The following is a 21551-nucleotide window of genomic DNA, read 5'->3' on the forward strand; positions in this document are numbered from 1 at the left end:
ATCAATCCTCGCCGCCCGGACTGGCGCGGAGCGTCTTCAGCGCGCCGCGCTGCGTCTTCGCCGCCAGCCGCCGGCGTTTGGAGGCGAGCGTCGGGCGCGTGGGCCGGCGGGGCTTCGGCTTCACGGCGGCGGCGGCGATCAGCGCGATCAGTTTCTCCATGGCCTCCTCCCGGTTTCGCGACTGAAGGCGATGACGCGCCGCGGTGATGATCAGCGCGCCTTCATTGCTCCACCGCCGCCCGGCCAATCTGCGAAGCCGCGCCTTGACCGGCGGCGGGAGATTGGGCGAGCGGGCGGCCTCGAACCGGAGCTCGACCGCGGTCGAGACCTTGTTGACGTTCTGTCCGCCGGGGCCGGAGGCGCGGATGAAACTCTCCGTCAGCTCCCATTCGGCGATTTCAATTTCATCCGTCACGCGGATCATCGGCGGCTCCATCGCGGGGCGGCGTCAAGCGAAAAGGGCCGCCCGGTTTCGGGCGGCCCTCCTGAGTATCTCGGGCGTCGGCCGGCGCGGGTTCTTCCCCGACGGCCGCGCGCATCAACTGAAAGAGGGTCGCCCCTTCCCGTCAGCGCGCAGCGTTCCGTCCGACGTTCCGACGATCTCATGATACATCAGACCACCTCCTTTCAGTTGTTGCGGATGAAAGGAAGATGGCCGCGCGTCGGTTGAAAGGCAAGCGCTTATGCGAGCCGCGCCGAAAGCGCCCGGAATGGAATCAGCGCGAGCGCCGCCAATGTCAGCTTCACCGAGAAATCCGCCACCGCGAGCGAGGCCCAGAGCGGCAGCGCCGGCCCTACGCCGAGGAGCGGGATCGCCTCCCGCGCCCAGCCGTTCGGATCGGCCGGGTCGAGAAAGGCGAAAACCGCGGAGAAGGCGATGGTGAAGAAAAGCGCGGTGTCGAGCGCGGACCCAAGCAGCGACGAGACGAGCGGCGCGCGCCACCACCGCCCGGACCTGAGCCGGTCGAACACCGCGACATCGAGAAGCTGCGCGGCGAGAAAGGCGGCGCCGGAGCCGAGCGCGATCCGCAGCGTGACGAGCGGCGCGCCGAACTCGTTCGCGAAGCGGCTGGCGACCAGAGAGCAGATCACGCCGATCATGAACCCGGCGAACACGACCCGCCGCGCGGCGCGGGGGCCCAGCGCGCGATTGGTGAGGTCGGTGACGAGAAAAGCGACCGGATAAGTGAACGCGCCCCAGGTCAGCCAATCGCCGAAGAGGTGCTGAACCAGAATATTCGACGAGACGACCACCGCGGCCATCGCGGCGACGCCAAACATCATTGGACGAGCGAACATTGAGCGTATTCCCGGAAACTGTTCATGCCGACTAGCGCGGCGCGGCCGATCAGGCAAGGCGTGACGGCGCCGCGTCACAGGATGCCGAGTTCGGCGCGCGCCCGTTTCGTCAGCCTGGCGGCGATGAGCGCGTGGCTGGCGCCGATCAGCCCGATCAGATCCGGCTCCGGCATCGCGCCGCTTGCGATCCTGATCCAGCCCGCGCGGCCGAGATAGGGCGCGAGACCGACGCCGGGCGCGTCTCGCCAGATCTCCCGCGCCATCTCCGAGGGTTTCAGCACCACGCCCTCGCCATCGCCCCATTCGGAATGAATGGCGAAGACCTTGCCGCCGATTTTCCACACCGAGGCGCCGCCCCATTGAATGACGTTCCGCGCCCCGGAGAAGGCGGCGCAGACCTCGTCGAACCGGGCGCGATTCATGCTCGGACCAGGCGCGGGAGAGAAGCGGGGCGCTGAACGCGTGCCATGCGCCGATGAGAGCAGACCCTGGCCGACAGGGTCAAGATGGCGCGCCCCGATTGCAACACCGCCAAGGCCGCGATAAAGCCGCGCTGAGCCCGCCGAGGGGCCAATCGAGAGGATCGTGAGATGCCAGCAGCCGCAGCCAACGCGCCGAAGAAAGTCGTTCTCGCCTATTCGGGCGGCCTCGACACCTCGATCATTCTGAAATGGCTGCAGACCACCTACGGGTGCGAGGTGGTGACCTTCACCGCCGATCTCGGCCAGGGCGAAGAGTTGGAGCCGGCGCGCGCGAAGGCGGAGCTTCTGGGCGTGAAGCCTGAAAACATCAATATTCTCGATCTCCGCGAGGAGTTCGTGCGCGATTTCGTCTTCCCGATGTTCCGCGCCAATGCGGTTTACGAGGGGCTCTATCTTCTCGGCACCGCGATCGCGCGCCCGCTGATCTCGAAGCATCTGGTGGAGATTGCGCGGCGCACCGGCGCCGACGCCATCGCCCACGGCGCGACCGGCAAGGGTAACGACCAGGTTCGCTTCGAGCTCGCCGCCTATGCGCTGGAGCCGGACATCAAGGTGATCGCGCCATGGCGGGAATGGGATCTGACCAGCCGCACCAGACTGATCGAATGGGCCGAGGCGCATCAGGTGCCGGTGCCGAAAGACAAGCGCGGCGAGGCGCCGTTCTCGGTTGACGCCAATCTTCTGCACACGTCCTCCGAAGGAAAGGTGCTCGAGGATCCGGCCAGCGCCGCGCCGGACTATGTCTATCAGCGGACGGTGGATCCGGAATCCGCGCCCGATGAGCCCGAGTTCATCGAGATCGCCTATGAGAGGGGCGATCCGGTCGCGCTGAACGGGAAGCCGCTTTCCCCGGCGTCGATGCTGACGGCGCTGAACGAGCTTGGCCGCAAGCACGGCGTCGGGCGGCTGGACCTGGTCGAAGGCCGCTATGTCGGGATGAAATCCCGCGGGATCTACGAGACGCCGGGCGGGACGATCATGCTCGAAGGGCATCGCGGGATCGAATCGATCACCCTCGACCGCGGCGCGGCGCATCTGAAGGATGAGCTGATGCCGAAATACGCGGAGCTGATCTATTTCGGCTATTGGTACAGCCCCGAGCGCGAGATGCTGCAGGCCGCGATCGACCGCAGCCAGGAGCATGTGGAGGGCGTGGCCCGCCTCAAGCTCTACAAGGGGTCGGTGCAATGCGTCGGCCGCTGGTCCGACCGCTCGCTCTATTCGGAGGCGCATGTGACCTTCGAGGACGACGCCGGCGCCTATGATCAGAAGGACGCCGCCGGCTTCATCAAGATCAACGCGCTGCGGCTGCGGCTGCTGGCGATGCGGGACAAGCGCCTGAAGGGGTGAAGGGCTGGCGCGCGGGTCACGTCGCCCGCCGCGCCTCGCCATCTTCGAGCGCACGCCGGAGGCGGGCTTCGATCGCCGCCGCTTCGCCTTCGATCATCAACCGCTTCACTCGGGCCTTCGGGCCGGAGACGAGGGCCACCGCCGATTTGGCGACGCCCGCGGTCTTGGCGATCAGCCGGATCAGGGCGGCGTTGGCCGCTCCGTCCACCGGCGCCGCCGAGACCCGCACGAGCAGAACGGCGCCGCTTTCGGGGAGTTCGCTGACCCCGAAGATCCGGTCGCGGCCGCCTTTGGGCGTGAGACGGACGTTCAGGAGCAGCCCGCCGGGCGCAGCGCTCCATGGCGGCGGCGCGCTCACAGGTTGTTGTTGACGATCACCTGCAGGGCGGAGAGCCCGAGAAGCACGACGACCGGGGAGAGATCGAGGCCACCCATCGACGGCAGGAGATTGCGGATCGGGCGATAGACCGGCTCGGTCAGCCGGTTCATCCCCGCCCAGACCTGATAGACGAAGGGTTGGCGGATGTTCAGCACGTTGAACGAGATGAGCCAGCTCATCACCGCCTGAATGATGATGATCCACCAGGCGATGCTGACCACCATATTGAAGATCATGACGAATGAGCTCATGCGCGTCTCCGGTCCTAGCGTGTTTCAGGTAGCCGCCACCCGCGCGCGCCGCAAGGGTTGCGCCGGTCGGGGCCGGATAAATCATCCGGAGGCGGCCGGCTTTTGTCGATGATTCACCAGAACGATGCCGGCTCCCACCAGCAGCAGCGCGCCGAGCAGCCTGAAGGTGATCGGGTCGTCGAAGATCAGCCAGCCGAAGAAGACGCCGAAGACCGGCGAGAGAAAGCCGAAGCTCGCCATGTTGGACGCCGGATAGATCGAAAGCACCCAGAACCAGGTCAGAAGGCCGCCGGCGGCGATGACGATCCCCTGAAAGCCGAGAACGCCAAGATGAAACGCCGTCGGCTCGCGCAGCGTCTCGCCTGTCAGGACGGCGATGGCGAGCAGAAGCGGCGCGGAGACCGCGAGCTGATAGAGAAGCTGCATTTCGGGCGTCGAGCGCGAGAGCGTGGTCGTCCTCGCGACCAGCGCGATCGCCGCCCAGAACATCGCGGCGACAAGGCTCATCAGATCGCCGATCAGAGCCAGCTCTCCGGCGCTTTCCTCCTTGCCGAGAAAGGCGAGCGCGACCCCGCCGACCGCGAGCGCGAGTCCGATCGCCTTCACCGAGGTCATCCGCTCGTTCGGGATCAGGAAATGCGCCGCGAAGGTCAGCCAGACCGGCATCGTGTAGAAGAGAATCGAAACACGGGAAACCGTGGTGAAGTCGAGCGACTGGAAGACCAGGATGAATTCGGCCGAGAACAGCAACCCGCAGACCAGACCCGGCCCGAGCGAGCCGTCGCTGACAGAAAGCCGCCGACGTATCAGAAGCGCGAAGAGAAGAACCGGGATGAAAGCGACAGCCGAGCGAAGCCCGGCCTGGAAGATCGGCGCGAAACCGACATTCACCAGCTTCACCAGCGCCTGGTTGAGCCCGAAGCCCGCAGAGAGGACGACGAGCACGACCCCGCCGAGAAGGTCGATCCTGTCCTTGCGCTCCATTTCATCCCCCCGTCGTTCGCGTCATGGAACAGGGTCCGCGGCCGAATGCAAGGATCCGGCCGCGCTCAGCGTTCCCGGGGAAGTGGCGGCAGCGCCTTCAGATAGGCGGCGATGGCGGCGCGATCTTCGGGGGCGAGACGCGCCGTGTTGCGAACGACATCCGCCATCGCGCCGCCGACGACGTCATATTCGGGCGTGAATCCCGATTTCAGATACTCGGCGATGTCGGCGGCGCTCCAGTCGAGCCCACCCTCGCCGGGTGTGAGATTGGGGGTCCGGCCCTTGCCCTCCGGGTTCGGCGCCCCCGCCATCCAGCGTGCGAGATCAAGCCCGCCGAGCATGTTCCGCGGCGTATGGCACTCGGCGCAATGGCCCGGCCCCTCCGCCAGATAGCGCCCTTTCAGAACAAGAGGATCCTCCGCCGGGACGACGGGGGCCGGGTCGACGTGGATGAGCTTCCAGAGGCCGACCCCGCGCCGGATGTTGAACGGGAACGAGACATCATGCGGCAGGTTCGCCGTGTCCGAGACCGGCAGCGTGTCGAGATAGGCCTTCAGGTCGACGATATCGGCCAGCTTCATCCGCGCGTAGGAGGCGTAGGGGAACGCCGGATAATAATGCGCGCCGTCCGGCGAGACGCCCTTCATCATGGCGTTGACGAGGTCGAGCGCGCTCCAGCCGCCGATTCCGGCCGGCCCGGGGGAGATGTTCGGCGCGTGGAAGGTCCCGAAATCGGTGGCGAAGGCCTGGCCGCCGGCCAGGACGAGCCGGTCGTCCTCCCCGGCGCCGGGCGCGGCGTGGCAGGAGGCGCAGCCCCCGATATTGAAGATCCGCTCGCCCCGCGCGGCGTCGCCGGAAAGGCCGGCGAGCGCGGCCGGGTCCACCTGTTCGGGCGCGGTCGCCCAGAGGAATCCGCCTCCGCCGAGCGCGCCGATCGCCGCGGCGGCGATCAGCGCCTTGAACGCCGCGCCCATCGGGCGTCTCAATCCTTCGGCGCCCGGTAGGTTTCGTGGCAGTCGCCGCAGGATTTGCCGACCGGGCCAATTCCGGCCCGAAGGCTGTCGAGGTCGGTCCCCGCGACCTTGGCGAGCGCCGCCGTCGCGTCGGCGGCGGCCTGCATCTTCTCGGTGATCGCGGGATATGTGGTCCAGATCACCGGAAGCGCGCGGGTCTTGTCGCCGAGGGCTCCATTGTCGGACCCTTCGGGCCACATCGCCGATTCATCGAGCGTGGCCAGCCCGGCGAGCGACGTCGCGGCGGCCTCCGCCTTGGCCGCGTCGTAAGGAGTCTCGCCTTTGGCCATCGCGCCGAGCTGGCCGAGATAATGTCCGTAGAGCGTCATCAGCGACTGGCGCGCCTGCACGGCGCGCTCGAGATCCTGCGCTGCGACGAGGCCGGCGCCGCCGATGAAGATGGCGGCGGCCACGCCGAGAGTTGCGATTGGATTGGGCATTCAGGTCTCCTCTGCTTCCGGGGCGCGCCGACCGTTGCGAAGCTGGCGGCGCTTCTCCGCGCGGGGCGGCCCGGCAATGTAGCCGGCGGATCGCGCGAAAGCACCTCCTGTCCCTTCAAATTTCAGAGAGAATCATCGCGCGCGACCAGAGCGCCAGCCATCAATAGTGCGGCGGGCGCTGATCGGCGGCCGGGGCGTCTCCGCCGCTATCGGACGCCACCGCGTTCAGCGTGCGCGTCAGCTTGCCGATTTCCTGTTTCAGCGCGTCGATCTCAAGCCCCTGCGCGCGGCAGATGTCCGAAAGATCGATGATGGCGGCTTCGGCGTGGGTGAGCGCGATCTCCAGCGCCTCGATCCGGTCAGAGGTCATAGAGCGCCCCGAACTTGGCCTCGAGATAATCGAGCAGCGGCGTCGCTTCGGGCGGTGCGCCGGTCGCCTGCTCGATCAGCGCGGGCGCGGGCGAAAGCCGGCCGTGAACGTGGATCGCGGAGCGGAGCCAGTCGAGGATCGGCCCGGTCTCCGCCCTCCGCGCGAGCTCGTCCCGTTCGGGAATCGCCGCGCGCATCGCCCGGTCGAGGCATGCGGCGTAGATGTTGCCGAGCGCGTAGGTCGGAAAATAGCCGAAAAGCCCCGCCGCCCAATGCACGTCCTGCAGGACGCCGAGCGAGGGGTCCGGCGGCGTCAGCGCGAAGTCGCGGGCGAAGCGCGCATTCCACTCCGCCTCGAGCGCGTTCACTTCCAGCGCGCCGGAGATCAGGTCGCGCTCCAGCTCGAACCGGAGGAGGACATGGAGATTGTAATGCACCTCGTCGGCCTCGGTGCGGATGAAGCCGGTCTCCACCCGGTTGACCGCGGCGTAAAGCGCGTCCGGGCCCGAGAGCCCGGTCTCGCCGAAGGCGTCGATCATCGCCGCGTGAAGCCAGTCCGCGAAGGGCCGCGACCGGCCGACCTGGTTCTCCCAGAAGCGCGACTGGCTTTCATGCACCCCCATCGAGCAATAGTCGGCCGCAGGCAAGAACGGGTCGGGCGCGCCCTGCGCGTAGAGCGCGTGCCCGACCTCGTGGATGGTGGAGAAAAGGCAGTTGAACGGGTCCGCCTCATCCGTTCGCGTGGTGATGCGGACATCGCCGCCCACGCCGGAGCAGAACGGATGGGCGACGGTGTCGATCCGCCCGGCGCCGAAATCATAGCCGAGCCGCCGCGCGATCTTCTCCGCCAGACGAAGCTGCCGGCCCGCCTCGAAGCGGCCCGTCGGCGACGCCGGCGCGGGCTTCTCGGCGATGGCGGCGCGGAGAGCGGACAGGCGCGGGCGCATCGCCTCCAGCATCGGGCCGATCTCCGCGGTCGTCGCGCCCGGCTCGTATTGATCGAGGAGCGCGTCATAAAGCGCGTGGGGCGCGTCGCTGGCCGCGAGGCATGCGGCCTCCTCCCGCTTCAGGGTCAAAATCCGCGATAGCGCCGGCGCGAACAGGGAGAAATCCTTCGCTTCACGCGCCGCCGCCCAGATGCGGTGCCCGTTTGAGGCGGCCTTCGCCATCTCCTCCGCCAGCCGCGCCGGAATACGGGTGGCGAGGCGGTACGCCCGTTCCGCCTGCTCAATATTGGCGGCGTCGAAGGCGGAAAGCGCGCGCCTGTCGATCGCGTCGATCCATTCGGGGATCTGCGGATCGCCGTTGCGGGCGTGGATGACCGCGGCCATCGCTCCCGCCTGCTCCGCGCGTTGCGCGGCGCCCTTCGGCGGCATCATCGTCTCCTGATCCCAGGAGAGGATCCCGGCCGCCTGCTCCAGCGCGGCGGTCTGACGAATGTGGGAGAGCAGGGCTAAAAGCGGCGCAGACGGCATGCGAACGGCTCCTTGATGCGGTGGCGGAGAACCCTACACCTCCGCGTGGGGAGGATCGAGAGCCCCCGAGCGCGCGCCGGGCCGGCGCCTTGCCACCCCTCGCGCCGCCGGATATACGCCGCGTGAACCCTAAATTCGGCGCTCCGACGCCTGACGGCGAGGCATTCAATGAAAATCAACGGCAACGAGATCCGCCCTGGCAACATCATCGAGCACAATGGCGGGCTCTGGATCGCCGTCAAGACGGCGCACGTGAAGCCGGGCAAGGGCGGCGCGTTCGCGCAGGTCGAGCTCAAGAATATTCGCAACGGATCCAAGCTGAATGAGCGGTTCCGCTCGGCCGACAAGGTGGAGCGCGTGCGGCTGGAGCAGAAGGATCAGCAATTTCTCTATGAGAATGATGGCATGCTGGTCTTCATGGACTCCAACACTTACGAGCAAGTCGAACTTCCCTCGGACATTCTTGGAGAGAGGCGCGCCTTTCTGCAGGACGGCATGGTCGTCAAGGTCGAGTACCACGAGGAAGAGGCGCTTTCCTGCGAGCTGCCGGAAAAGGTGATCTGCGAGATCGCCGAGACTGAGCCGGTGGTGAAAGGGCAGACCGCGGCCAACAGTTTCAAGCCCGCGGTTCTGGACAACGGCGTGCGGGTGCTGGTGCCGCCATTCGTGGGGCAGGGCGAAAAGATCATCGTTAACACGGAGACTGGGGAATATGTCGAAAGAGCGTGAATCTGCGACGCCGGAGACGTTGGTCGACAATGACCGGGTCCGGGTGACGAAATGGTCGTTCAAACCCGGGGAGGCGACTGGGTGGCATGTCCATGAATACGATTACGTCGTCACGCCCATCGTCGGATCCATGGTGGTGATGATCGACGGAGACGGCAAGGAAGCGAATGTCGAGATGGTCGTCGGGACGTCGTATTTCCGCCAGGCGGGCGTCGCGCACGATGTCGTCAACGCGGGCGCGGGGCCGCTCGTCTTTGTCGAGACCGAGTTGAAGGAAGCGCGTCCGTGACCACCGGTTCGGCCAATCTCAACGTGATGATCAAGGCCGCGCGGCGTGCGGCGCGCGGTCTGAACCGTGATTTTGGCGAGGTCGAGAATCTTCAGGTTTCGATGAAGGGCGCCGGCGATTTCGTCTCCCGCGCCGACATCAAGGCCGAAGAGACCATTCGCAGCGTGCTGATGGAGGCGCGCCCCGCCTATGGCTGGCTCGGCGAGGAAAGCGAAGAGGTGAAGGGCGCGGACGGCATGCATCGCTGGATCGTCGACCCGCTCGACGGCACGACGAACTATCTCCATGGCCTGCCGCATTGGGCGATCTCCATCGCGCTGGAGCGAAAGGGCGAAGTGATCGCCGCCGTGGTCTTCGATCCGGCGAAGGACGAGATGTTCACTGCGGAGAAGGGGCAGGGGGCCTGGATGAACGACCGGCGGCTTCGGGTGTCCGGGCGGCGCGAGATGATCGAGATGATCTTCGCGACCGGCGTGCCCTTCGCCGGCTCGAAAAATCTGCCCCGGACCCTGAGGGAGATCGCGATCCTGATGCCGCGCTGCGCCGGGCTGCGCCGTTGGGGCGCCGCGGCGCTCGACCTCGCCTATGTCGCCGGCGGCCGCTACGACGGCTACTGGGAGCGCGGCGTTCAGCCTTGGGATATCGCGGCCGGCGCGCTTCTCGTCCGGGAGGCGGGCGGGCTGATCGGGGCGCTTGACGGCGCCGACGATCCTGTCGGGGAGGGCCGGATCATCGCGGCCAACCCCGAGGTGTTCGAGCGGTTCGGCGCTCTTCTCGCCGAGGCGTGATGGACCGGCCGCCGACGTTCGGAAGAAAGACCGTTTCGAAGGGTTAACCATTTTCTGTTCATCCTCGCCGCGAGGATGCTTGCGGCCTGCGGCGCGCCGCCCCATGATGCGCCGCGACATGGCGAGCAGAAGTGAAAGAGGCAGGGGCCAGCGCATGGCGGCGATAAGCCGGACCGAGGTCGAGTTCGAGCAGCCGGTCCGGCAGGTGCTGGCCATGCTCCTCGCGCTGGCTGCGGTCGGCGTCGCGGCGTTTTTTCTTTACAAGCCGATCGAGCGGGTTTTCCTCGCCAATGTCGGCCTCAACGGGCTTATCAGCGCGGTGTTCGTGATCGGCCTGATCGCGACGTTCTGGCAGGTGCTGGCGCTGGCGCGGTCGGTGAGCTGGATCGAAGGCTTCGCGATCGACCGGCCGGGACATGAATTCGTGGAGCCGCCGCGGCTTCTGCGCTCCCTCTCCACGCTCCTGCGCGATCAGCGGGCGCGGCGCGCGCTGACCTCTTCTTCGACCCGCTCGATTCTCGATACGGTGGCGGCCCGGATCGACGAGAGCCGGGATATCACCCGCTACATCATCAACCTGCTGATCTTTCTCGGCCTTCTCGGCACGTTCTGGGGGCTCTCGCTGACCGTGCCGGAGGTGGTGAACACGATCCGCTCGCTGAAGCCGACCGCCGGCGGCGGGATCAATTTCGATGAATTGATGAGTGGGCTCGAAAGCCAGCTGGACGGCATGGGCACGGCTTTCGCCTCGTCGCTGCTCGGGCTCGCGGGGTCTCTCGTGGTCGGGTTGGTCGAGCTATTCGCCTCCCGGGCGCAGAACCAGTTCTTCCGGGAGCTGGAGGACTGGCTGGCCACGATCACCCGGATCTCGATCGCCGGCGACGCCGCGGACGGCGATCAGGTGGCCGCCGCCGCCGCGCTGATCGAACAGAACTCCGGTCAGATCCTGGAGCTGGCCGCGCTCGTGGCCGAAATGGTGGCGAAAGCGGAGGAGAGCATCGCCGCCGCCGCCGTCGGGCGCGAGGAGAGTGCGCGCCAGACCGCGCTTCTGGCCCGGATGGCGGATCGTCTCGATACGCCGCCGCCCACCGTCGCGGCGGGCGGGCTCGACGACGAGACGCAGGCGCGGATCCGGAACATCGACCGGCAGTTGCTCCGACTCACCGAGGAACTGGCGACAGGACGCCAGGACGCCATCAGCGAACTTCGCGCGGAGATTGGCGGCCTGTCGCGGGCCCTTGGCATGCTCGCCGAGCAGGCCGGGCGCGCCTGATCCGTGGCCGTCGGCCGCCTTTCCGACCGGGCGCGCACCAGCGCCGCCATCTGGCCCGGATTCGTCGATGCGATGACGGCGCTTCTTCTGGTCCTGATGTTCGTGCTCTCTATTTTCATGCTGTTGCAATTCGTGCTCCGCATGCAGCTGACAGGGCAGGAAACGCTGATCGAGGCGCAGGAGGACCGGATCGGCGCCTTGAACGCCCAACTGTCGCAGCTGTCCAACGTGTTGGCGATGGAGGTGACGCGGAGCGAGGATCTGGACCGCGAATTGACCGTCGCCCGCGCCACGCTGATCGACCGGGAGGGGGAGATCGAGCGCCTCGGCGGCGTCGTCGACTCGCTGAACGAGGAGCGCGAGGGGTTGCGGAGCAAGGTGGCGAGCTTCGAGGCTCAGGTCGCGTCGCTTCTCGCCGAGCGGGGCGAATTGCAGCGGAATGTCGCCGCGCTGACAGCCGATCTCGACAGTCAGATCGATGCGAAGGAGGCGCTGAGCCTCGCCTTGGCGCGCGCGCGGAAAGAGATCGACGCGGGGGCGGAGGCGGCTCGCCGCGCGGCGGCGGAGCGCGAGGCGCTGGAATCGCTGGTCGCGTCGCTGAAGGCGGAAAAGGCTGAAGGCGAGACCGCGATCTCGGCGCTGAAGGCGGAGGAGGCCGCGAATCTCGCGCTCATCGCCAATCTGGAGGGCGAGCGCGCGGACAGCCTCGACCGGATCGCCGCGCTTGAAGCGGCGCGGGCCGCGGCGGAGGAGGACGCGGCGGCGAAGGCGGAGGCGCGCGACCGGGCTCTGGCGCGAATAGGCGCGCTCGAGACGCGGCTGAGCGAGGCGGAACGGCTGCGGCTCGCGTCGTTCGCGGCGGCGAAAGCGCTCAGAGAAAAGCTCCAGAGCGCGAATTCGGAGCTGACCTCGATGACGCTGGCGCTCGAGGAGCAGCGGCGCGAGGCGGAGAAGACGCTGACCCTGCTGGCCGCGGCCGAAGCGGCGAAGGCGGAACTCAGCGCCCGGAGCGAGGATCTCGCCTCCGATCTGACGGAAGAGGAGGCGGCGCGTCAGCGCGAAGCCGCCTTGCTGGCGCTGGCGCGCTCGAAACTGGCGGAAAAGCAGGAAGAGGCCTCAGAGCAGGCGAAGGCGCTCGCGCTGTTGAACGAACAGGCGGCGGAGCTTCGCGCGCAGCTTGGCGCGCTCTCGGCCCAGCTTGACGCGTCCGACGCGAAAGATGAGGCGGCGCAGGCGCAGATCACCAATCTCGGCGCGCGGCTCAACGCCGCGCTCGCTCGGAAGGTTCAACTGGAGGCGCGGGAGGCGGCCCGGCTCCGGCGGGAGAATGAGAGCCTCGCCGGTTATCGCTCCGAATTTTTTGGAGAGATGCGAAAGGCGCTCGGCGATCAGCCGGATATCCGCATCGTTGGAGACCGTTTCATCTTCCAGTCCGAGGTGCTCTTCAACACCGGCTCGGCGGAACTCGGCTCCGCCGGCCGGGCGGAGCTTTCCAAGCTCGGCGGCGCGCTTCGCGAGGCGATCGCCCGGATTCCGAAAACCATCGACTGGCTGCTGATCGTCGAGGGGCACACCGACAATGTGCCGATTTCCGGCGGCCGCTATCGCGACAATTGGGAGCTGAGCCAGGCGCGGGCGCTTTCCGTCGTGCGCTTCCTGCAGGAATTCGAGGAGGTGCCGGCCGAGAGGCTCGCCGCGCTCGGGTATGGCGAATTCCAGCCGGTGGATACGGCGGACACGCCGGACGCCCGGGCGCGGAACCGCCGCATCGAATTGAAATTCGCGGAACGCCCGCCGCGAGGCGAGGAAGAGGAATGAGCGCGCTCAATGCGGCCCGGCGGCGTCCTTGATCATCGTCGCGGCGGCCGCATAGCCGCCGGCGGCGCCGTCGATGAAATGAATATGGTCGTCCTGGACGACCGACGGCACGATGCAGGTCATGATCGCGGCGTCCTGTTCAAAGAGCCCATAGCGAAGCAGACCCTTTTCGGACGCATCCTTCAGCAGGATCTCGATCCGCCGACGGGTCTCCGGATCGCAGTCGATGGTCATTTTGAGGCTGTCGTCGAATTTCCGAAAATCGGCGTTGGCCGCGGTGGTCCGGCAGTAATGTTTGGGGTCGAATCCCCCGGCCTTCAGCCCGATCCGCAAGAAAAGCAGCGCGATGAACGTCTCGACCCAGAGCTGGGTCTTCCGCTTCCAGAGCGGCGTCTCGCCGCGGCTGGCTTTGGCTTCGAGGGCGAGCCCGGTGGGCGGCCAGCGATAGCGCGGCCCGGTCTCCGGCGTGGGGTTCCCCGTCCGCTCCAGCTTCTCTTCGAGCGCGATCAGCTTTCCGAGAACGGTTGACAGCAGCGTCGGATCGGCGCCGGGCATCGGCGCGACGACGAGAGAGATGATCGCGCCGAAGCGGGATTCCATCGGCGTCCAACGGCAGGAGAGCCCGGTGAGATCGGGGCGGGTTCCTTCGGGCGCGAGCGGCACCGTGAACCGCCCGGCCTTCATCTCCGCCTCCAGCCATGAGGCCCCGCCACCGGCGAACATCGCGTAATCCGCGCTCTTGGAGACGCGGTAGCGGGCCACCGCCACATCGCGCCCCTCATCACGGATTTCGGCGACATTGGCGGCGGCGGCGCGGAGCGTGACGTCGAATTCATCCCTCGCCCAGCGGCTTACCGCGGCCAGCGCCGTGCGGGCCGAGGCGGCTTCCTCCGGAGGAACGGCGAAAACCGCGCCGTCGCCGCCGAAGACGAAGGGGAAGGCGCGCTCCTTGTGGGCGTTGATCTGCGCGGAAATCACGGCGGCGCCGATGGTGTTCACCGTTTTGTAGGCGCCCTCATCGATCAGCCGCGTGGAGCCTTCGATATCGGCCGCGCCGACAAGCCAGTCATCGGGCAGCGGCGTATAGGACGCCGCCTGCGTCAGCTCCTCGAATCGTTCGCGCACGGGAAGCGAGCGGAAAAAATCTCCGCTCACCGCGTCGTCTCCAGATGTCATTCCGCCGTCAACAGCGGCGGACGGTCTCCCGAGAGGCGTTTCGTCTCCGACGGCGTCACATCGAGAACGAGCGCGCCGTCCCGAACTTCAACCCGCACGAGGCCGCCTTTGGCGAGCTTGCCAAAGAGCAGCTCTTCGGCGAGCGGTTTCTTGATGTGCTCCTGGATGACCCGTGCGAGCGGGCGCGCGCCCATCCGGTCGTCATAGCCTTTTTCGGCCAGCCATTCGCTGGCGCCGACGCCAAGCTCGATCGCGACGCCTCGATCCAGCAACTGCGCCTCCAGCTGCAGGACGAATTTCTCCACCACCTGCAGGATCACCTCATGCGGCAGCGGGCCGAAGCTGACGATGGCGTCGAGCCGGTTGCGGAACTCCGGGCTGAACGCCTTTTCGATCGCGGCGATATCCTCGCCCTCGCGCCGATCGCGGCCGAAGCCGATGGCGGCGGCGGCCTGTTCCGCGGCGCCCGCGTTGGAGGTCATGATCAGAACGACGTTCCGGAAATCGACGGACTTGCCGTTGTGGTCGGTCAGCTTGCCGTGATCCATCACCTGAAGGAGGATGTTGAAGACATCCGGGTGCGCCTTCTCGATCTCGTCGAGCAACAACACGACATGGGGATGCTGGTCCACGCCATCGGTCAGGAGCCCGCCCTGATCGAAGCCGACATAGCCCGGCGGCGCGCCGATCAGCCGGCTGACCGAGTGTTTCTCCATGTATTCCGACATGTCGAAGCGCAGAAGCTCCACGCCCAGAATATCGGCGAGCTGCTTGGCGACCTCGGTCTTGCCGACGCCGGTCGGGCCCGCGAAGAGATAGGAGCCGATCGGCTTGTCCGGCTCCCGGAGTCCGGCGCGCGCGAGCTTGATCGCCGAGGACAGCGTTTCTATCGCGGAATCCTGGCCGAAGACGACCCGCTTCAGCTTGCCGCTGAGATCCTTCAGGAGCACGGCGTCGTCCTTGGAGACGCTTTTCGGCGGAATCCGCGCGATCTTCGCGACGACGGCCTCGATCTCCTTCACGCCGATGGTCTTCTTGCGCTTGGACTCGGACAGAAGATGCTGCGCCGCGCCCGCCTCGTCGATGACATCGATGGCGCTGTCGGGGAGCTTGCGGTCGTTGATGTAGCGATGCGCGAGATCCACCGCGAGCTTCACGGCCTCTCCGGTGTAGCGGATGTCGTGATGCCGTTCGAAATACGGCTTCAGGCCGCGGATGATCTTCACCGCATCGTCAAGGTTCGGCTCGTTCACGTCGATTTTCTGGAACCTGCGCGAGAGCGCGCGGTCCTTCTCGAAATGCTGGCGATATTCCTTGTAGGTGGTGGAGCCCATGCAGCGAAGCGTGCCCGACTGAAGCGCAGGCTTCAGCAGGTTGGAGGCGTCCATCGCGCCGCCCGAGGTCGCGCCGGCGCCGATCACGGTGTGGATCTCGTCAATGAAGAGGATCGCGTCCGGATGCTCCTCCAGCTCCTTCACCACGGATTTCAGCCGTTCCTCGAAATCGCCGCGATAGCGGGTGCCGGCCAGAAGCGCGCCCATGTCGAGGCTGAAAATCGTCGCCCCGGCGAGGACGTCCGGCGTCTCACCCTCCACGATCTTCTTCGCGAGGCCCTCGGCGATGGCGGTCTTGCCGACGCCGGGGTCGCCGACCAGGAGCGGGTTGTTCTTCCGCCGCCGGCAAAGCACCTGAATGCAGCGCTCGACCTCGTCGTTGCGCCCGATCAGCGGATCGACCTTGCCCTGCCGGGATTTCACATTGAGATCGACGCAGTATTTCGAAAGCGCCGTCTCCTCCGCCTTGCCCTCGGGCGCGGCCGACTCGGATTCGTTCGTCTCCTCGGCGCCCCGGACCGGCCTCGGCTCGCCGTAAGCCGGGTCCTTGGCGACGCCGTGGCTGATGTAGTTGACCGCATCGTAGCGGGTCATGTCCTGCTCCTGCAGGAAGAACGCGGCGTGGCTTTCGCGCTCCGCGAAGATGGCGACCAGCACGTTCGCGCCGGTGACCTCCGATCGGCCGGAGGACTGCACATGGATCGCGGCGCGCTGGATCACGCGCTGGAACCCGGTGGTCGGCGCGGCTTCCGAGCCCTCGATCTCGCTCACCAGCGTGTCCAGCTCCTCGTCCACGAAACGGATGAGGGCGGTTCGGAGCGCCTCCGTGTCGACGCCGCAGGCATGCATGACGCCCGCCGCCTCCGGCTCGTCAACCAGGCTGAGAAGCAGATGCTCCAGCGTCGCCAATTCATGGCGGCGCGCGTTTGCGAGCGCGAGCGCCCTGTGAATGGCTTCTTCGAGCGACTTGGTGAAGGACGGCATGTTAGCTCCGTTCGTCAGATTGGCGGCGTCTGTATGTCGCCGTCTTCGGATGACACCACTTTATGTCGGGCTTGTCAGCACCCGATCAAGGTGACGCTGCGCGCAAAGTGTAATTTATCGGTGAGCGAACGCGTCAGGAGCCTGAAAAAATTGTGCGCCTCTACTCCTTTTCCATGGTGCATTGCAGCGGATGCTCGTTCCGGCGCGCGTAATCCATGACCTGTGTGACCTTGGTCTCGGCGACCTCGAACGAAAACACACCGACAACGGCGAGGCCGCGCCGGTGAACGGTCAGCATCAGCTCCACCGCCTCCGGGTTGGTGAGGCCGAAAATACGCTCCAGCACATGTACGACGAACTCCATCGGAGTGTAGTCGTCATTCAAGAGCATCACCTTGTAGAGCGAGGGACGTTGCGTCTTCGGCTTCGTCTTCGCGATGATCGCCGTGTCGACGCCGCCCTTGCGCACGCCATCATCATCGTCATCCGCTGCGCGGATCGCGGTGAAAGGAGGAGTGACGGAGTTCTTGGTCATCGCTGGTCCTGTGACGGCATATCTCATGAAGGCGCATCCGGGTCGGACGCGCCGCGTCGTCGCGGCGATGATACAATATGTGGCCGCAACAAGAAAAGGGGGCCGAAGCCCCCTCTTCCATTCAAGCTTGTCCGGCGAGGTTCAGACCCGGTAGGACTTCACCAGATCCGCGGCCGCGGCGGCGCGGGCGTTGATCGGCTCGGCGACGTCCTTGGCGGCGGCCATGAACATCTCGTTGAACTTCGCAGCCTGCTTCATGTAGGTGTCGAGCGTGGACTTCGCGAAGGCGGCCTGCTTCTCGACGAACTCGGGAACGGTCTTGACCGAGGACAGATCCTTCGTCGCGGCGACGCTCTCGTCGACGGCCCGCTTCGAGAACGTCATGAACGCGGCGTTCAACTCTTCAGCGGCCTTGGTCGCGATGTTGGAGGACTTCATGAACGCATCCATGTTGTCCTGGCTGAAAGCGGCCGCGTCCTCGAAGGACTTGGAGATCTTTTCGAACTGGTCGGTCGCGGCCTTCTGAGCGTCGGCGGCGAGCGATTCAACTTTGGCGGCGGCGTCTTTAGGGTTAGCCATGTCAACTCTCCTTTGAGCGGGGCCCAATCCGTCCTGATAAGGCTTCCCGTGGATCACTTTTGTGAATATGGCGCGAATGTTGCGCTGCGTCAAGATCTATGTTGCGGCGCAACATAAATTATCGACGCCGGGAAACGGATGGTTAACCATATCGAAATTACTTTTTGTTTCCATCAACTGTCAGACGATGTTAGCATCACGTCAGAGCATGCGCCGAGGCGGACCGGGAAAAAGAGCTTCGTCAGGCGCGAATCGAAATTACGGGCGCGAGGGCAAGATGGACAGGCTGCGCATGGTGATCGCCGGATGCGTGATCGCGTTGGGGATTGTTTGCACGGTAGGGGGCGTCGCTTCGGCAGCGCCCTATGCGGCCTTGGTGATGGACGCCCGCTCGGGCGCCATTCTTCACGAACATGACGCGGACAGGAAGCTGCACCCGGCTTCGCTCACGAAAATGATGACGCTCTATCTGACGTTCGAAGCGGTGACGTCAGGCCAGATCAAGCTCGACCAAAGGGTCAGGATCTCGCGTCACGCGGCGGCGCAGCCGGCGTCGAAAATCGGGCTTCGGACCGGACAAAGGGTCACGATCCGGGATCTGATTCGCGCGGCGGCCGTGAAATCGGCGAATGACGCCGCCGTGGCGCTGGGCGAGGTGCTGGGCGGCAGCGAGGCCGAGTTCGCGAAGATGATGACCGAGAAGGCGAAAAAACTCGGCATGATGAACACGCGCTTTCGCACGGCCTCCGGGCTGACGGCGAAGGGCCAGTACTCCACCGCCAGGGACATGGCGCTGATGGGGCGGGCGCTGTTCTACGATTTCCCGCAATATTACAATCTTTTCAGCCGGATATCGACGCCGACGATGGGCCGCACGGTCTACAACACCAACCGGCGTCTGCTTCGGAGCTATAAGGGCGCGGATGGAATCAAGACTGGTTTCACCAACGCCGCCGGCTTCAACCTCGTCTCGTCGGCGGAGCGGAACGGCGACCGCGTCATCGCGGTGGTCTTCGGCGGAAAATCCTCGAAATCGCGCAATGCGCGCGTGGCGGAGCTTCTCGATCTCGGATTCAAGAAGGTCCCGCATCGGGCCAAGGTGGTCTCGACGGCGGCGATGGCCGCGCGCTATGGCGCATCGAACGCGGTGCGGGTCGCGGCGGTGAGCGCCAGCCCGGCGCCGATGCCGCGCCCCGGCGATTCGCCGGCCGTGGAGGAGAAGAGCTTGCTGGCGAAGGCGGGCGAGGCGATCATCCCCTCGGCGCAGGCCTCGGAAAGCCCGGTCGTCTACACCCGGCTCTCACCGAAGCGGAGCCCGACGCCCCTGCTTCGGCCCGGCATGTCGATGGCTGCGGCGCCGATCCCGCGCCCCGGCTCCCCCGGCTCCGACGAGCGCGCGGCGCTCACGAGCGAGCCGGTGGACTGGGCGGTGCAACTTGGCGTCTTCTCGCATGAGGAGACGGCGATCGCCGAACTCGCCTCCGCCGCGCTCGGCGATATCGGCGGCCTCGAGTCGGCCGGACGAGAGGTGGACGCCTTCACGCTTTCCGGGCGCCCCGCCTATCGCGCGCGTCTGACCGGGTTCGACCGGCCGACCGCGCTCGCCGCTTGCGCCGCGATTCAGGGCCATGGCGGCGATTGCCTGACGGTCGCCCGCGCGGCGCGCTGAAAGACCTTCGGGCGGCGGCCATGACCGCCCGATTGAGCTGCGGGAAAATCCCGCGGCCGCGGCGTTCGCGGACCAGGCGACGCCTCTCAGATCGAGCGTGAAATCGCCCTCTCTCGCCGCGCGGCGCCTGTTCAGATCGCGGCGGTGACGCCGGGCAGCGCGAGCGTTTTGAGAAGATCCCGCACTTCCTGACGCGCCGCCACATGGGACAGCGACATCGCGCCGCCGGGCTGATCCATCAGCGTCAGCCCGTCGAGGAACAGCTCGCGGAAGATCACCCGCTCCGAAAAGCCCGGCGCGATTCGAAAGCCGATCCTCCGGGAGAGATCCTCCAGAAACCCGCCGACCTTGCGTTTGTTGCGGGCCTGAAGGTTCGACATCCGGTTCCGGGTGACGATCCAGTCGATCGATTTCAGCCCGGCCTTGGCGCGAAGCTGGCGCGCGCGCCAGACCATCTCCGAATAGACGGAGGGGCCGAGCACCTTTTCCGTCCCCGGGTCGACATGGGCCAGAAGGTCGAAATCGATCAGGCTGTCGTTCATCGGCGTGATCAGCGTGTCGGCGCTGGCATGGGCGAGCTGCGCGAAATAGCTGTGGGCGCCCGGACAGTCGATCAGAATGAAGTCGCACCGCTCCTGAAGCTCTTCGAGCGCGGTTCCGAAGGTTTCATCGTCGATCTCGCGGGCGTCGCGCCGGTTGTCGGCGCGGGAGGCCTTGATGTCGCGGCGCTCCGCCGTCGTCAGCGCCTCGCCGCTCTTGGCGGCGTAGGCGGCGCGGTTGTCGAGATACCGAAAAAAGCTTTGTTGGCGGAGATCCAGGTCCATCGCCCCGATGCGTTTCCCCTGCCGGCTGAGCGCGGCGAAGATATGCATCGCGGTCGTCGACTTGCCGGAGCCGCCTTTTTCATTGCCGAGCACGATGACATGAGCGCGGGCCATGACCCCCTCCGGGTTCTGAACGGTCATGTTCGGAGAGACGAAGGCGCCACGCCGGTTTCCCGCCGCGGCCGCCTGATCAGAAGCCGAAGCCTTCGAACTTCTTCTTGAACCGGGTGACGCGGCCGCCGGTGTCCATCAGCCTCTGGTTGCCGCCGGTCCAGGCCGGGTGCACGGACGCGTCGATGTCGAGCGTGAGCATGTCCCCCTCGGCGCCGTAGGTTGAGCGCATCTTCACGACATCGCCATTCAGCATTTTGACGTCGATGGTGTGATAGTCCGGGTGAATGTCTTTTTTCATCTGTCTCGGTCCTGATTTCCGGCGCGGATTGCCGACCCACGCCTCGCATCGAACTGCGGCCTATAGAGAAACCCGAGCGGTCGGGCAAGGCCTGTTCCTGGTCGGGCGGCCCTTGCCTTCGGCGCGTCCAGGACGATGATCGACGCGAAGGAGCTTCCCATGACCGTGACCCTCTCCGATATCGTCGCAACCGAGTCGATGATCCGTCCCTATATCCGGCGCACGCCGGTGATCGAAATCGACCCTGCGGATTTCGGGATTCGCTGGCGGGGCCGCCTGACGCTGAAGCTGGAATGCATGCAGCATACCGGGAGCTTCAAGGTGCGGGGCGCCTTCGCGACCCTGCTCGACCCGCCGGGGGACGCGCGGCCGGCGGCCGCGGTCTCCGGCGGCAATCACGGCGCCGCGGTCGCCTATGCGGCGGGGGTTCTGGGCCGGGAGGCGACGATATTCGTGCCGGAATACGCGCCGCGCCAGAAGATCGAGAAGATCCGCGCCCATGCGCGGGATCTCCGGATCACCGGCGCCTCCATCGCCGAGACGATCGCCGCCTACAGCGCCTATCTGGAGGAGACCGGCGCTCGCCCGGTCCACCCCTATGACGCGCCGGCGACGGTGGCCGGGCAGGGGACCGTGGGGCTGGAATGGATGGAGCAGGCGCCGGGGATGGACATGGTTCTCGTCGCGATCGGCGGCGGCGGCCTGATTTCGGGCGTCGGCGCAGCGATGGCGGCGGGCCCGAAGGTGATCGGGGTCGAGCCGACCGGCGCCGCCTGCGCCCACGCCGCGCGCCGCGCCGGGGCGCCGGTGGAGGCGACGCCGACATCCTTCGCGAAGGACAGTCTCGGCGCGCCCGCGCTCGGCGCGCTCACGCATGAGATGATCGCCGCGCATGTCGAGGATCTCGTGCTGGTCGAGGATGACGCGATCCGGGAGGCGCAGGCCCTTCTCTGGCGGGTCTGCGCGGTCGCGGCGGAGCCGGGCGGCGCCTGCGCGCTGGCGGCGCTGATCTCGGGCGCGGCGACGCCGGAGCCGGGCGCCCATGTCGGCGTGCTGGTCTGCGGCGCGAATTTCGATCCGGCCGCGCTTTCGGCGTGAG

Annotated in this window: 24 protein-coding genes; 8 read left to right on the forward strand and 16 right to left on the reverse strand. The window is 66.5% G+C overall.

Annotated elements, in window-relative coordinates; all coding sequences use genetic code 11:
- Position 1: 1 nt before the first annotated feature.
- The 3 genes from arfB to WG921_RS03695 form a co-directional block, all read right to left on the reverse strand.
- Entirely contained in the window at positions 2–424 is a 423-nt protein-coding gene (gene arfB, locus WG921_RS03685) for an alternative ribosome rescue aminoacyl-tRNA hydrolase ArfB (protein ID WP_340107850.1), read from the reverse strand.
- Positions 425–681: 257 nt separating this feature from the next.
- Complete coding sequence (locus WG921_RS03690) at positions 682–1299, reverse strand: queuosine precursor transporter (RefSeq protein ID WP_340107851.1); 618 nt, start codon at positions 1297–1299, stop codon at positions 682–684.
- Between the two features lie 74 nt (positions 1300–1373).
- Positions 1374–1721 carry an MmcQ/YjbR family DNA-binding protein gene (locus WG921_RS03695; RefSeq protein ID WP_340107852.1) on the reverse strand — a complete coding sequence of 116 codons (348 nt, stop codon included), beginning with the start codon at positions 1719–1721 and terminating at the stop codon, positions 1374–1376.
- A 168-nt stretch (positions 1722–1889) separates the two neighbouring features.
- Here WG921_RS03695 and WG921_RS03700 point away from each other — a divergent pair, with 168 nt between their 5' ends.
- The gene (locus tag WG921_RS03700; protein ID WP_340107853.1) at positions 1890–3131 is read left to right on the forward strand and encodes an argininosuccinate synthase; all 1242 of its coding nucleotides are present in this window, start codon (positions 1890–1892) and stop codon (positions 3129–3131) included.
- 16 nt (positions 3132–3147) lie between these two features.
- Here the strand turns inward: WG921_RS03700 and WG921_RS03705 are convergent, their stop codons facing one another.
- The 7 genes from WG921_RS03705 to WG921_RS03735 form a co-directional block, all read right to left on the reverse strand.
- Entirely contained in the window at positions 3148–3489 is a 342-nt protein-coding gene (locus WG921_RS03705) for a DUF167 family protein (RefSeq protein ID WP_340107854.1), read from the reverse strand.
- A complete protein-coding gene (locus WG921_RS03710) occupies positions 3486–3761 on the reverse strand; it encodes a YggT family protein (RefSeq protein ID WP_340107855.1) in 276 nt (91 codons plus the stop codon). The genes WG921_RS03705 and WG921_RS03710 overlap by 4 nt, the downstream gene beginning before the upstream one ends.
- Before the next feature lie 81 nt (positions 3762–3842).
- The gene (locus tag WG921_RS03715) at positions 3843–4745 is read right to left on the reverse strand and encodes a DMT family transporter (protein WP_340107856.1); all 903 of its coding nucleotides are present in this window, start codon (positions 4743–4745) and stop codon (positions 3843–3845) included.
- A 65-nt stretch (positions 4746–4810) separates the two neighbouring features.
- Positions 4811–5719 (reverse strand): cytochrome c, encoded by a 909-nt coding sequence (locus tag WG921_RS03720; protein ID WP_340107857.1) that lies wholly within the window; start codon positions 5717–5719, stop codon positions 4811–4813.
- Positions 5720–5727: 8 nt separating this feature from the next.
- The gene (locus WG921_RS03725) at positions 5728–6198 is read right to left on the reverse strand and encodes a c-type cytochrome (RefSeq protein WP_340107858.1); all 471 of its coding nucleotides are present in this window, start codon (positions 6196–6198) and stop codon (positions 5728–5730) included.
- Positions 6199–6358: 160 nt separating this feature from the next.
- Positions 6359–6568 (reverse strand): SlyX family protein, encoded by a 210-nt coding sequence (locus WG921_RS03730; protein WP_340107859.1) that lies wholly within the window; start codon positions 6566–6568, stop codon positions 6359–6361.
- The gene (locus tag WG921_RS03735; protein ID WP_340107860.1) at positions 6558–8042 is read right to left on the reverse strand and encodes a carboxypeptidase M32; all 1485 of its coding nucleotides are present in this window, start codon (positions 8040–8042) and stop codon (positions 6558–6560) included. The genes WG921_RS03730 and WG921_RS03735 overlap by 11 nt, the downstream gene beginning before the upstream one ends.
- A gap of 168 nt (positions 8043–8210) precedes the next feature.
- Between WG921_RS03735 and efp the strand changes: the two genes are divergently transcribed.
- From efp to WG921_RS03760, 5 genes are all read left to right on the forward strand, one after another.
- Complete coding sequence (gene efp, locus WG921_RS03740) at positions 8211–8771, forward strand: elongation factor P (protein WP_340107861.1); 561 nt, start codon at positions 8211–8213, stop codon at positions 8769–8771.
- On the forward strand, positions 8755–9060 hold the full coding sequence (locus WG921_RS03745) for a cupin domain-containing protein (RefSeq protein ID WP_340107862.1): 306 nt from the start codon (positions 8755–8757) through the stop codon (positions 9058–9060). Before efp ends, WG921_RS03745 begins: the two co-directional genes overlap by 17 nt.
- A gap of 26 nt (positions 9061–9086) precedes the next feature.
- A complete protein-coding gene (locus tag WG921_RS03750; RefSeq protein WP_340108006.1) occupies positions 9087–9848 on the forward strand; it encodes an inositol monophosphatase family protein in 762 nt (253 codons plus the stop codon).
- A 154-nt stretch (positions 9849–10002) separates the two neighbouring features.
- Entirely contained in the window at positions 10003–11121 is a 1119-nt protein-coding gene (locus WG921_RS03755; RefSeq protein WP_340107863.1) for a biopolymer transporter ExbB, read from the forward strand.
- Between the two features lie 3 nt (positions 11122–11124).
- The gene (locus WG921_RS03760) at positions 11125–12939 is read left to right on the forward strand and encodes a peptidoglycan -binding protein (RefSeq protein ID WP_340107864.1); all 1815 of its coding nucleotides are present in this window, start codon (positions 11125–11127) and stop codon (positions 12937–12939) included.
- A 6-nt stretch (positions 12940–12945) separates the two neighbouring features.
- On the opposite strand, the gene WG921_RS03765 is transcribed toward WG921_RS03760, so the two are convergent.
- From WG921_RS03765 to WG921_RS03780, 4 genes are all read right to left on the reverse strand, one after another.
- On the reverse strand, positions 12946–14094 hold the full coding sequence (locus WG921_RS03765) for a DUF3095 domain-containing protein (protein ID WP_340107865.1): 1149 nt from the start codon (positions 14092–14094) through the stop codon (positions 12946–12948).
- 17 nt (positions 14095–14111) lie between these two features.
- On the reverse strand, positions 14112–16433 hold the full coding sequence (clpA, locus tag WG921_RS03770; protein WP_340107866.1) for an ATP-dependent Clp protease ATP-binding subunit ClpA: 2322 nt from the start codon (positions 16431–16433) through the stop codon (positions 14112–14114).
- Between the two features lie 160 nt (positions 16434–16593).
- Complete coding sequence (clpS, locus tag WG921_RS03775) at positions 16594–16968, reverse strand: ATP-dependent Clp protease adapter ClpS (RefSeq protein ID WP_340107867.1); 375 nt, start codon at positions 16966–16968, stop codon at positions 16594–16596.
- 141 nt (positions 16969–17109) lie between these two features.
- A complete protein-coding gene (locus WG921_RS03780) occupies positions 17110–17547 on the reverse strand; it encodes a phasin family protein (RefSeq protein WP_340107868.1) in 438 nt (145 codons plus the stop codon).
- A gap of 277 nt (positions 17548–17824) precedes the next feature.
- Here WG921_RS03780 and WG921_RS03785 point away from each other — a divergent pair, with 277 nt between their 5' ends.
- Positions 17825–19216: a serine hydrolase gene (locus tag WG921_RS03785; protein WP_340107869.1), complete on the forward strand. Its 1392-nt coding sequence runs from the start codon at positions 17825–17827 to the stop codon at positions 19214–19216.
- Positions 19217–19347: 131 nt separating this feature from the next.
- Here WG921_RS03785 and WG921_RS03790 read toward each other — a convergent pair whose 3' ends face one another.
- On the reverse strand, positions 19348–20154 hold the full coding sequence (locus WG921_RS03790; RefSeq protein WP_340107870.1) for a division plane positioning ATPase MipZ: 807 nt from the start codon (positions 20152–20154) through the stop codon (positions 19348–19350).
- Between the two features lie 76 nt (positions 20155–20230).
- Positions 20231–20452 carry a 50S ribosomal protein L31 gene (gene rpmE, locus WG921_RS03795; protein ID WP_340107871.1) on the reverse strand — a complete coding sequence of 74 codons (222 nt, stop codon included), beginning with the start codon at positions 20450–20452 and terminating at the stop codon, positions 20231–20233.
- A 159-nt stretch (positions 20453–20611) separates the two neighbouring features.
- On the opposite strand from rpmE, the gene WG921_RS03800 reads away from it, so the two are divergent.
- Positions 20612–21550 carry a serine/threonine dehydratase gene (locus WG921_RS03800; protein ID WP_340107872.1) on the forward strand — a complete coding sequence of 313 codons (939 nt, stop codon included), beginning with the start codon at positions 20612–20614 and terminating at the stop codon, positions 21548–21550.
- Position 21551 lies beyond the last annotated feature (1 nt).

The organism is Paludibacillus litoralis, from assembly GCF_037646705.1.
GTDB lineage: Bacteria > Pseudomonadota > Alphaproteobacteria > Rhodobacterales > Rhodobacteraceae > Pikeienuella > Pikeienuella litoralis.

Excerpts from the sequence above, each read along its gene's own strand:
- arfB (WP_340107850.1), bottom strand. The coding sequence starts at position 424 with ATGATCCGCGTGACGGATGAAATTGAAATCGCCGAATGGGAGCTGACG.
- WG921_RS03690 (WP_340107851.1), bottom strand. The coding sequence starts at position 1,299 with ATGTTCGCTCGTCCAATGATGTTTGGCGTCGCCGCGATGGCCGCGGTG.
- WG921_RS03695 (WP_340107852.1), bottom strand. The coding sequence starts at position 1,721 with ATGAATCGCGCCCGGTTCGACGAGGTCTGCGCCGCCTTCTCCGGGGCG.
- WG921_RS03700 (WP_340107853.1), top strand. The coding sequence starts at position 1,890 with ATGCCAGCAGCCGCAGCCAACGCGCCGAAGAAAGTCGTTCTCGCCTAT.
- WG921_RS03710 (WP_340107855.1), bottom strand. The coding sequence starts at position 3,761 with ATGAGCTCATTCGTCATGATCTTCAATATGGTGGTCAGCATCGCCTGG.
- WG921_RS03715 (WP_340107856.1), bottom strand. The coding sequence starts at position 4,745 with ATGGAGCGCAAGGACAGGATCGACCTTCTCGGCGGGGTCGTGCTCGTC.
- WG921_RS03720 (WP_340107857.1), bottom strand. The coding sequence starts at position 5,719 with ATGGGCGCGGCGTTCAAGGCGCTGATCGCCGCCGCGGCGATCGGCGCG.
- WG921_RS03725 (WP_340107858.1), bottom strand. The coding sequence starts at position 6,198 with ATGCCCAATCCAATCGCAACTCTCGGCGTGGCCGCCGCCATCTTCATC.
- WG921_RS03730 (WP_340107859.1), bottom strand. The coding sequence starts at position 6,568 with ATGACCTCTGACCGGATCGAGGCGCTGGAGATCGCGCTCACCCACGCC.
- WG921_RS03735 (WP_340107860.1), bottom strand. The coding sequence starts at position 8,042 with ATGCCGTCTGCGCCGCTTTTAGCCCTGCTCTCCCACATTCGTCAGACC.
- efp (WP_340107861.1), top strand. The coding sequence starts at position 8,211 with ATGAAAATCAACGGCAACGAGATCCGCCCTGGCAACATCATCGAGCAC.
- WG921_RS03745 (WP_340107862.1), top strand. The coding sequence starts at position 8,755 with ATGTCGAAAGAGCGTGAATCTGCGACGCCGGAGACGTTGGTCGACAAT.
- WG921_RS03750 (WP_340108006.1), top strand. The coding sequence starts at position 9,087 with ATGATCAAGGCCGCGCGGCGTGCGGCGCGCGGTCTGAACCGTGATTTT.
- WG921_RS03755 (WP_340107863.1), top strand. The coding sequence starts at position 10,003 with ATGGCGGCGATAAGCCGGACCGAGGTCGAGTTCGAGCAGCCGGTCCGG.
- clpA (WP_340107866.1), bottom strand. The coding sequence starts at position 16,433 with ATGCCGTCCTTCACCAAGTCGCTCGAAGAAGCCATTCACAGGGCGCTC.
- clpS (WP_340107867.1), bottom strand. The coding sequence starts at position 16,968 with ATGACCAAGAACTCCGTCACTCCTCCTTTCACCGCGATCCGCGCAGCG.
- WG921_RS03780 (WP_340107868.1), bottom strand. The coding sequence starts at position 17,547 with ATGGCTAACCCTAAAGACGCCGCCGCCAAAGTTGAATCGCTCGCCGCC.
- WG921_RS03785 (WP_340107869.1), top strand. The coding sequence starts at position 17,825 with ATGGACAGGCTGCGCATGGTGATCGCCGGATGCGTGATCGCGTTGGGG.
- WG921_RS03790 (WP_340107870.1), bottom strand. The coding sequence starts at position 20,154 with ATGGCCCGCGCTCATGTCATCGTGCTCGGCAATGAAAAAGGCGGCTCC.
- rpmE (WP_340107871.1), bottom strand. The coding sequence starts at position 20,452 with ATGAAAAAAGACATTCACCCGGACTATCACACCATCGACGTCAAAATG.
- WG921_RS03800 (WP_340107872.1), top strand. The coding sequence starts at position 20,612 with ATGACCGTGACCCTCTCCGATATCGTCGCAACCGAGTCGATGATCCGT.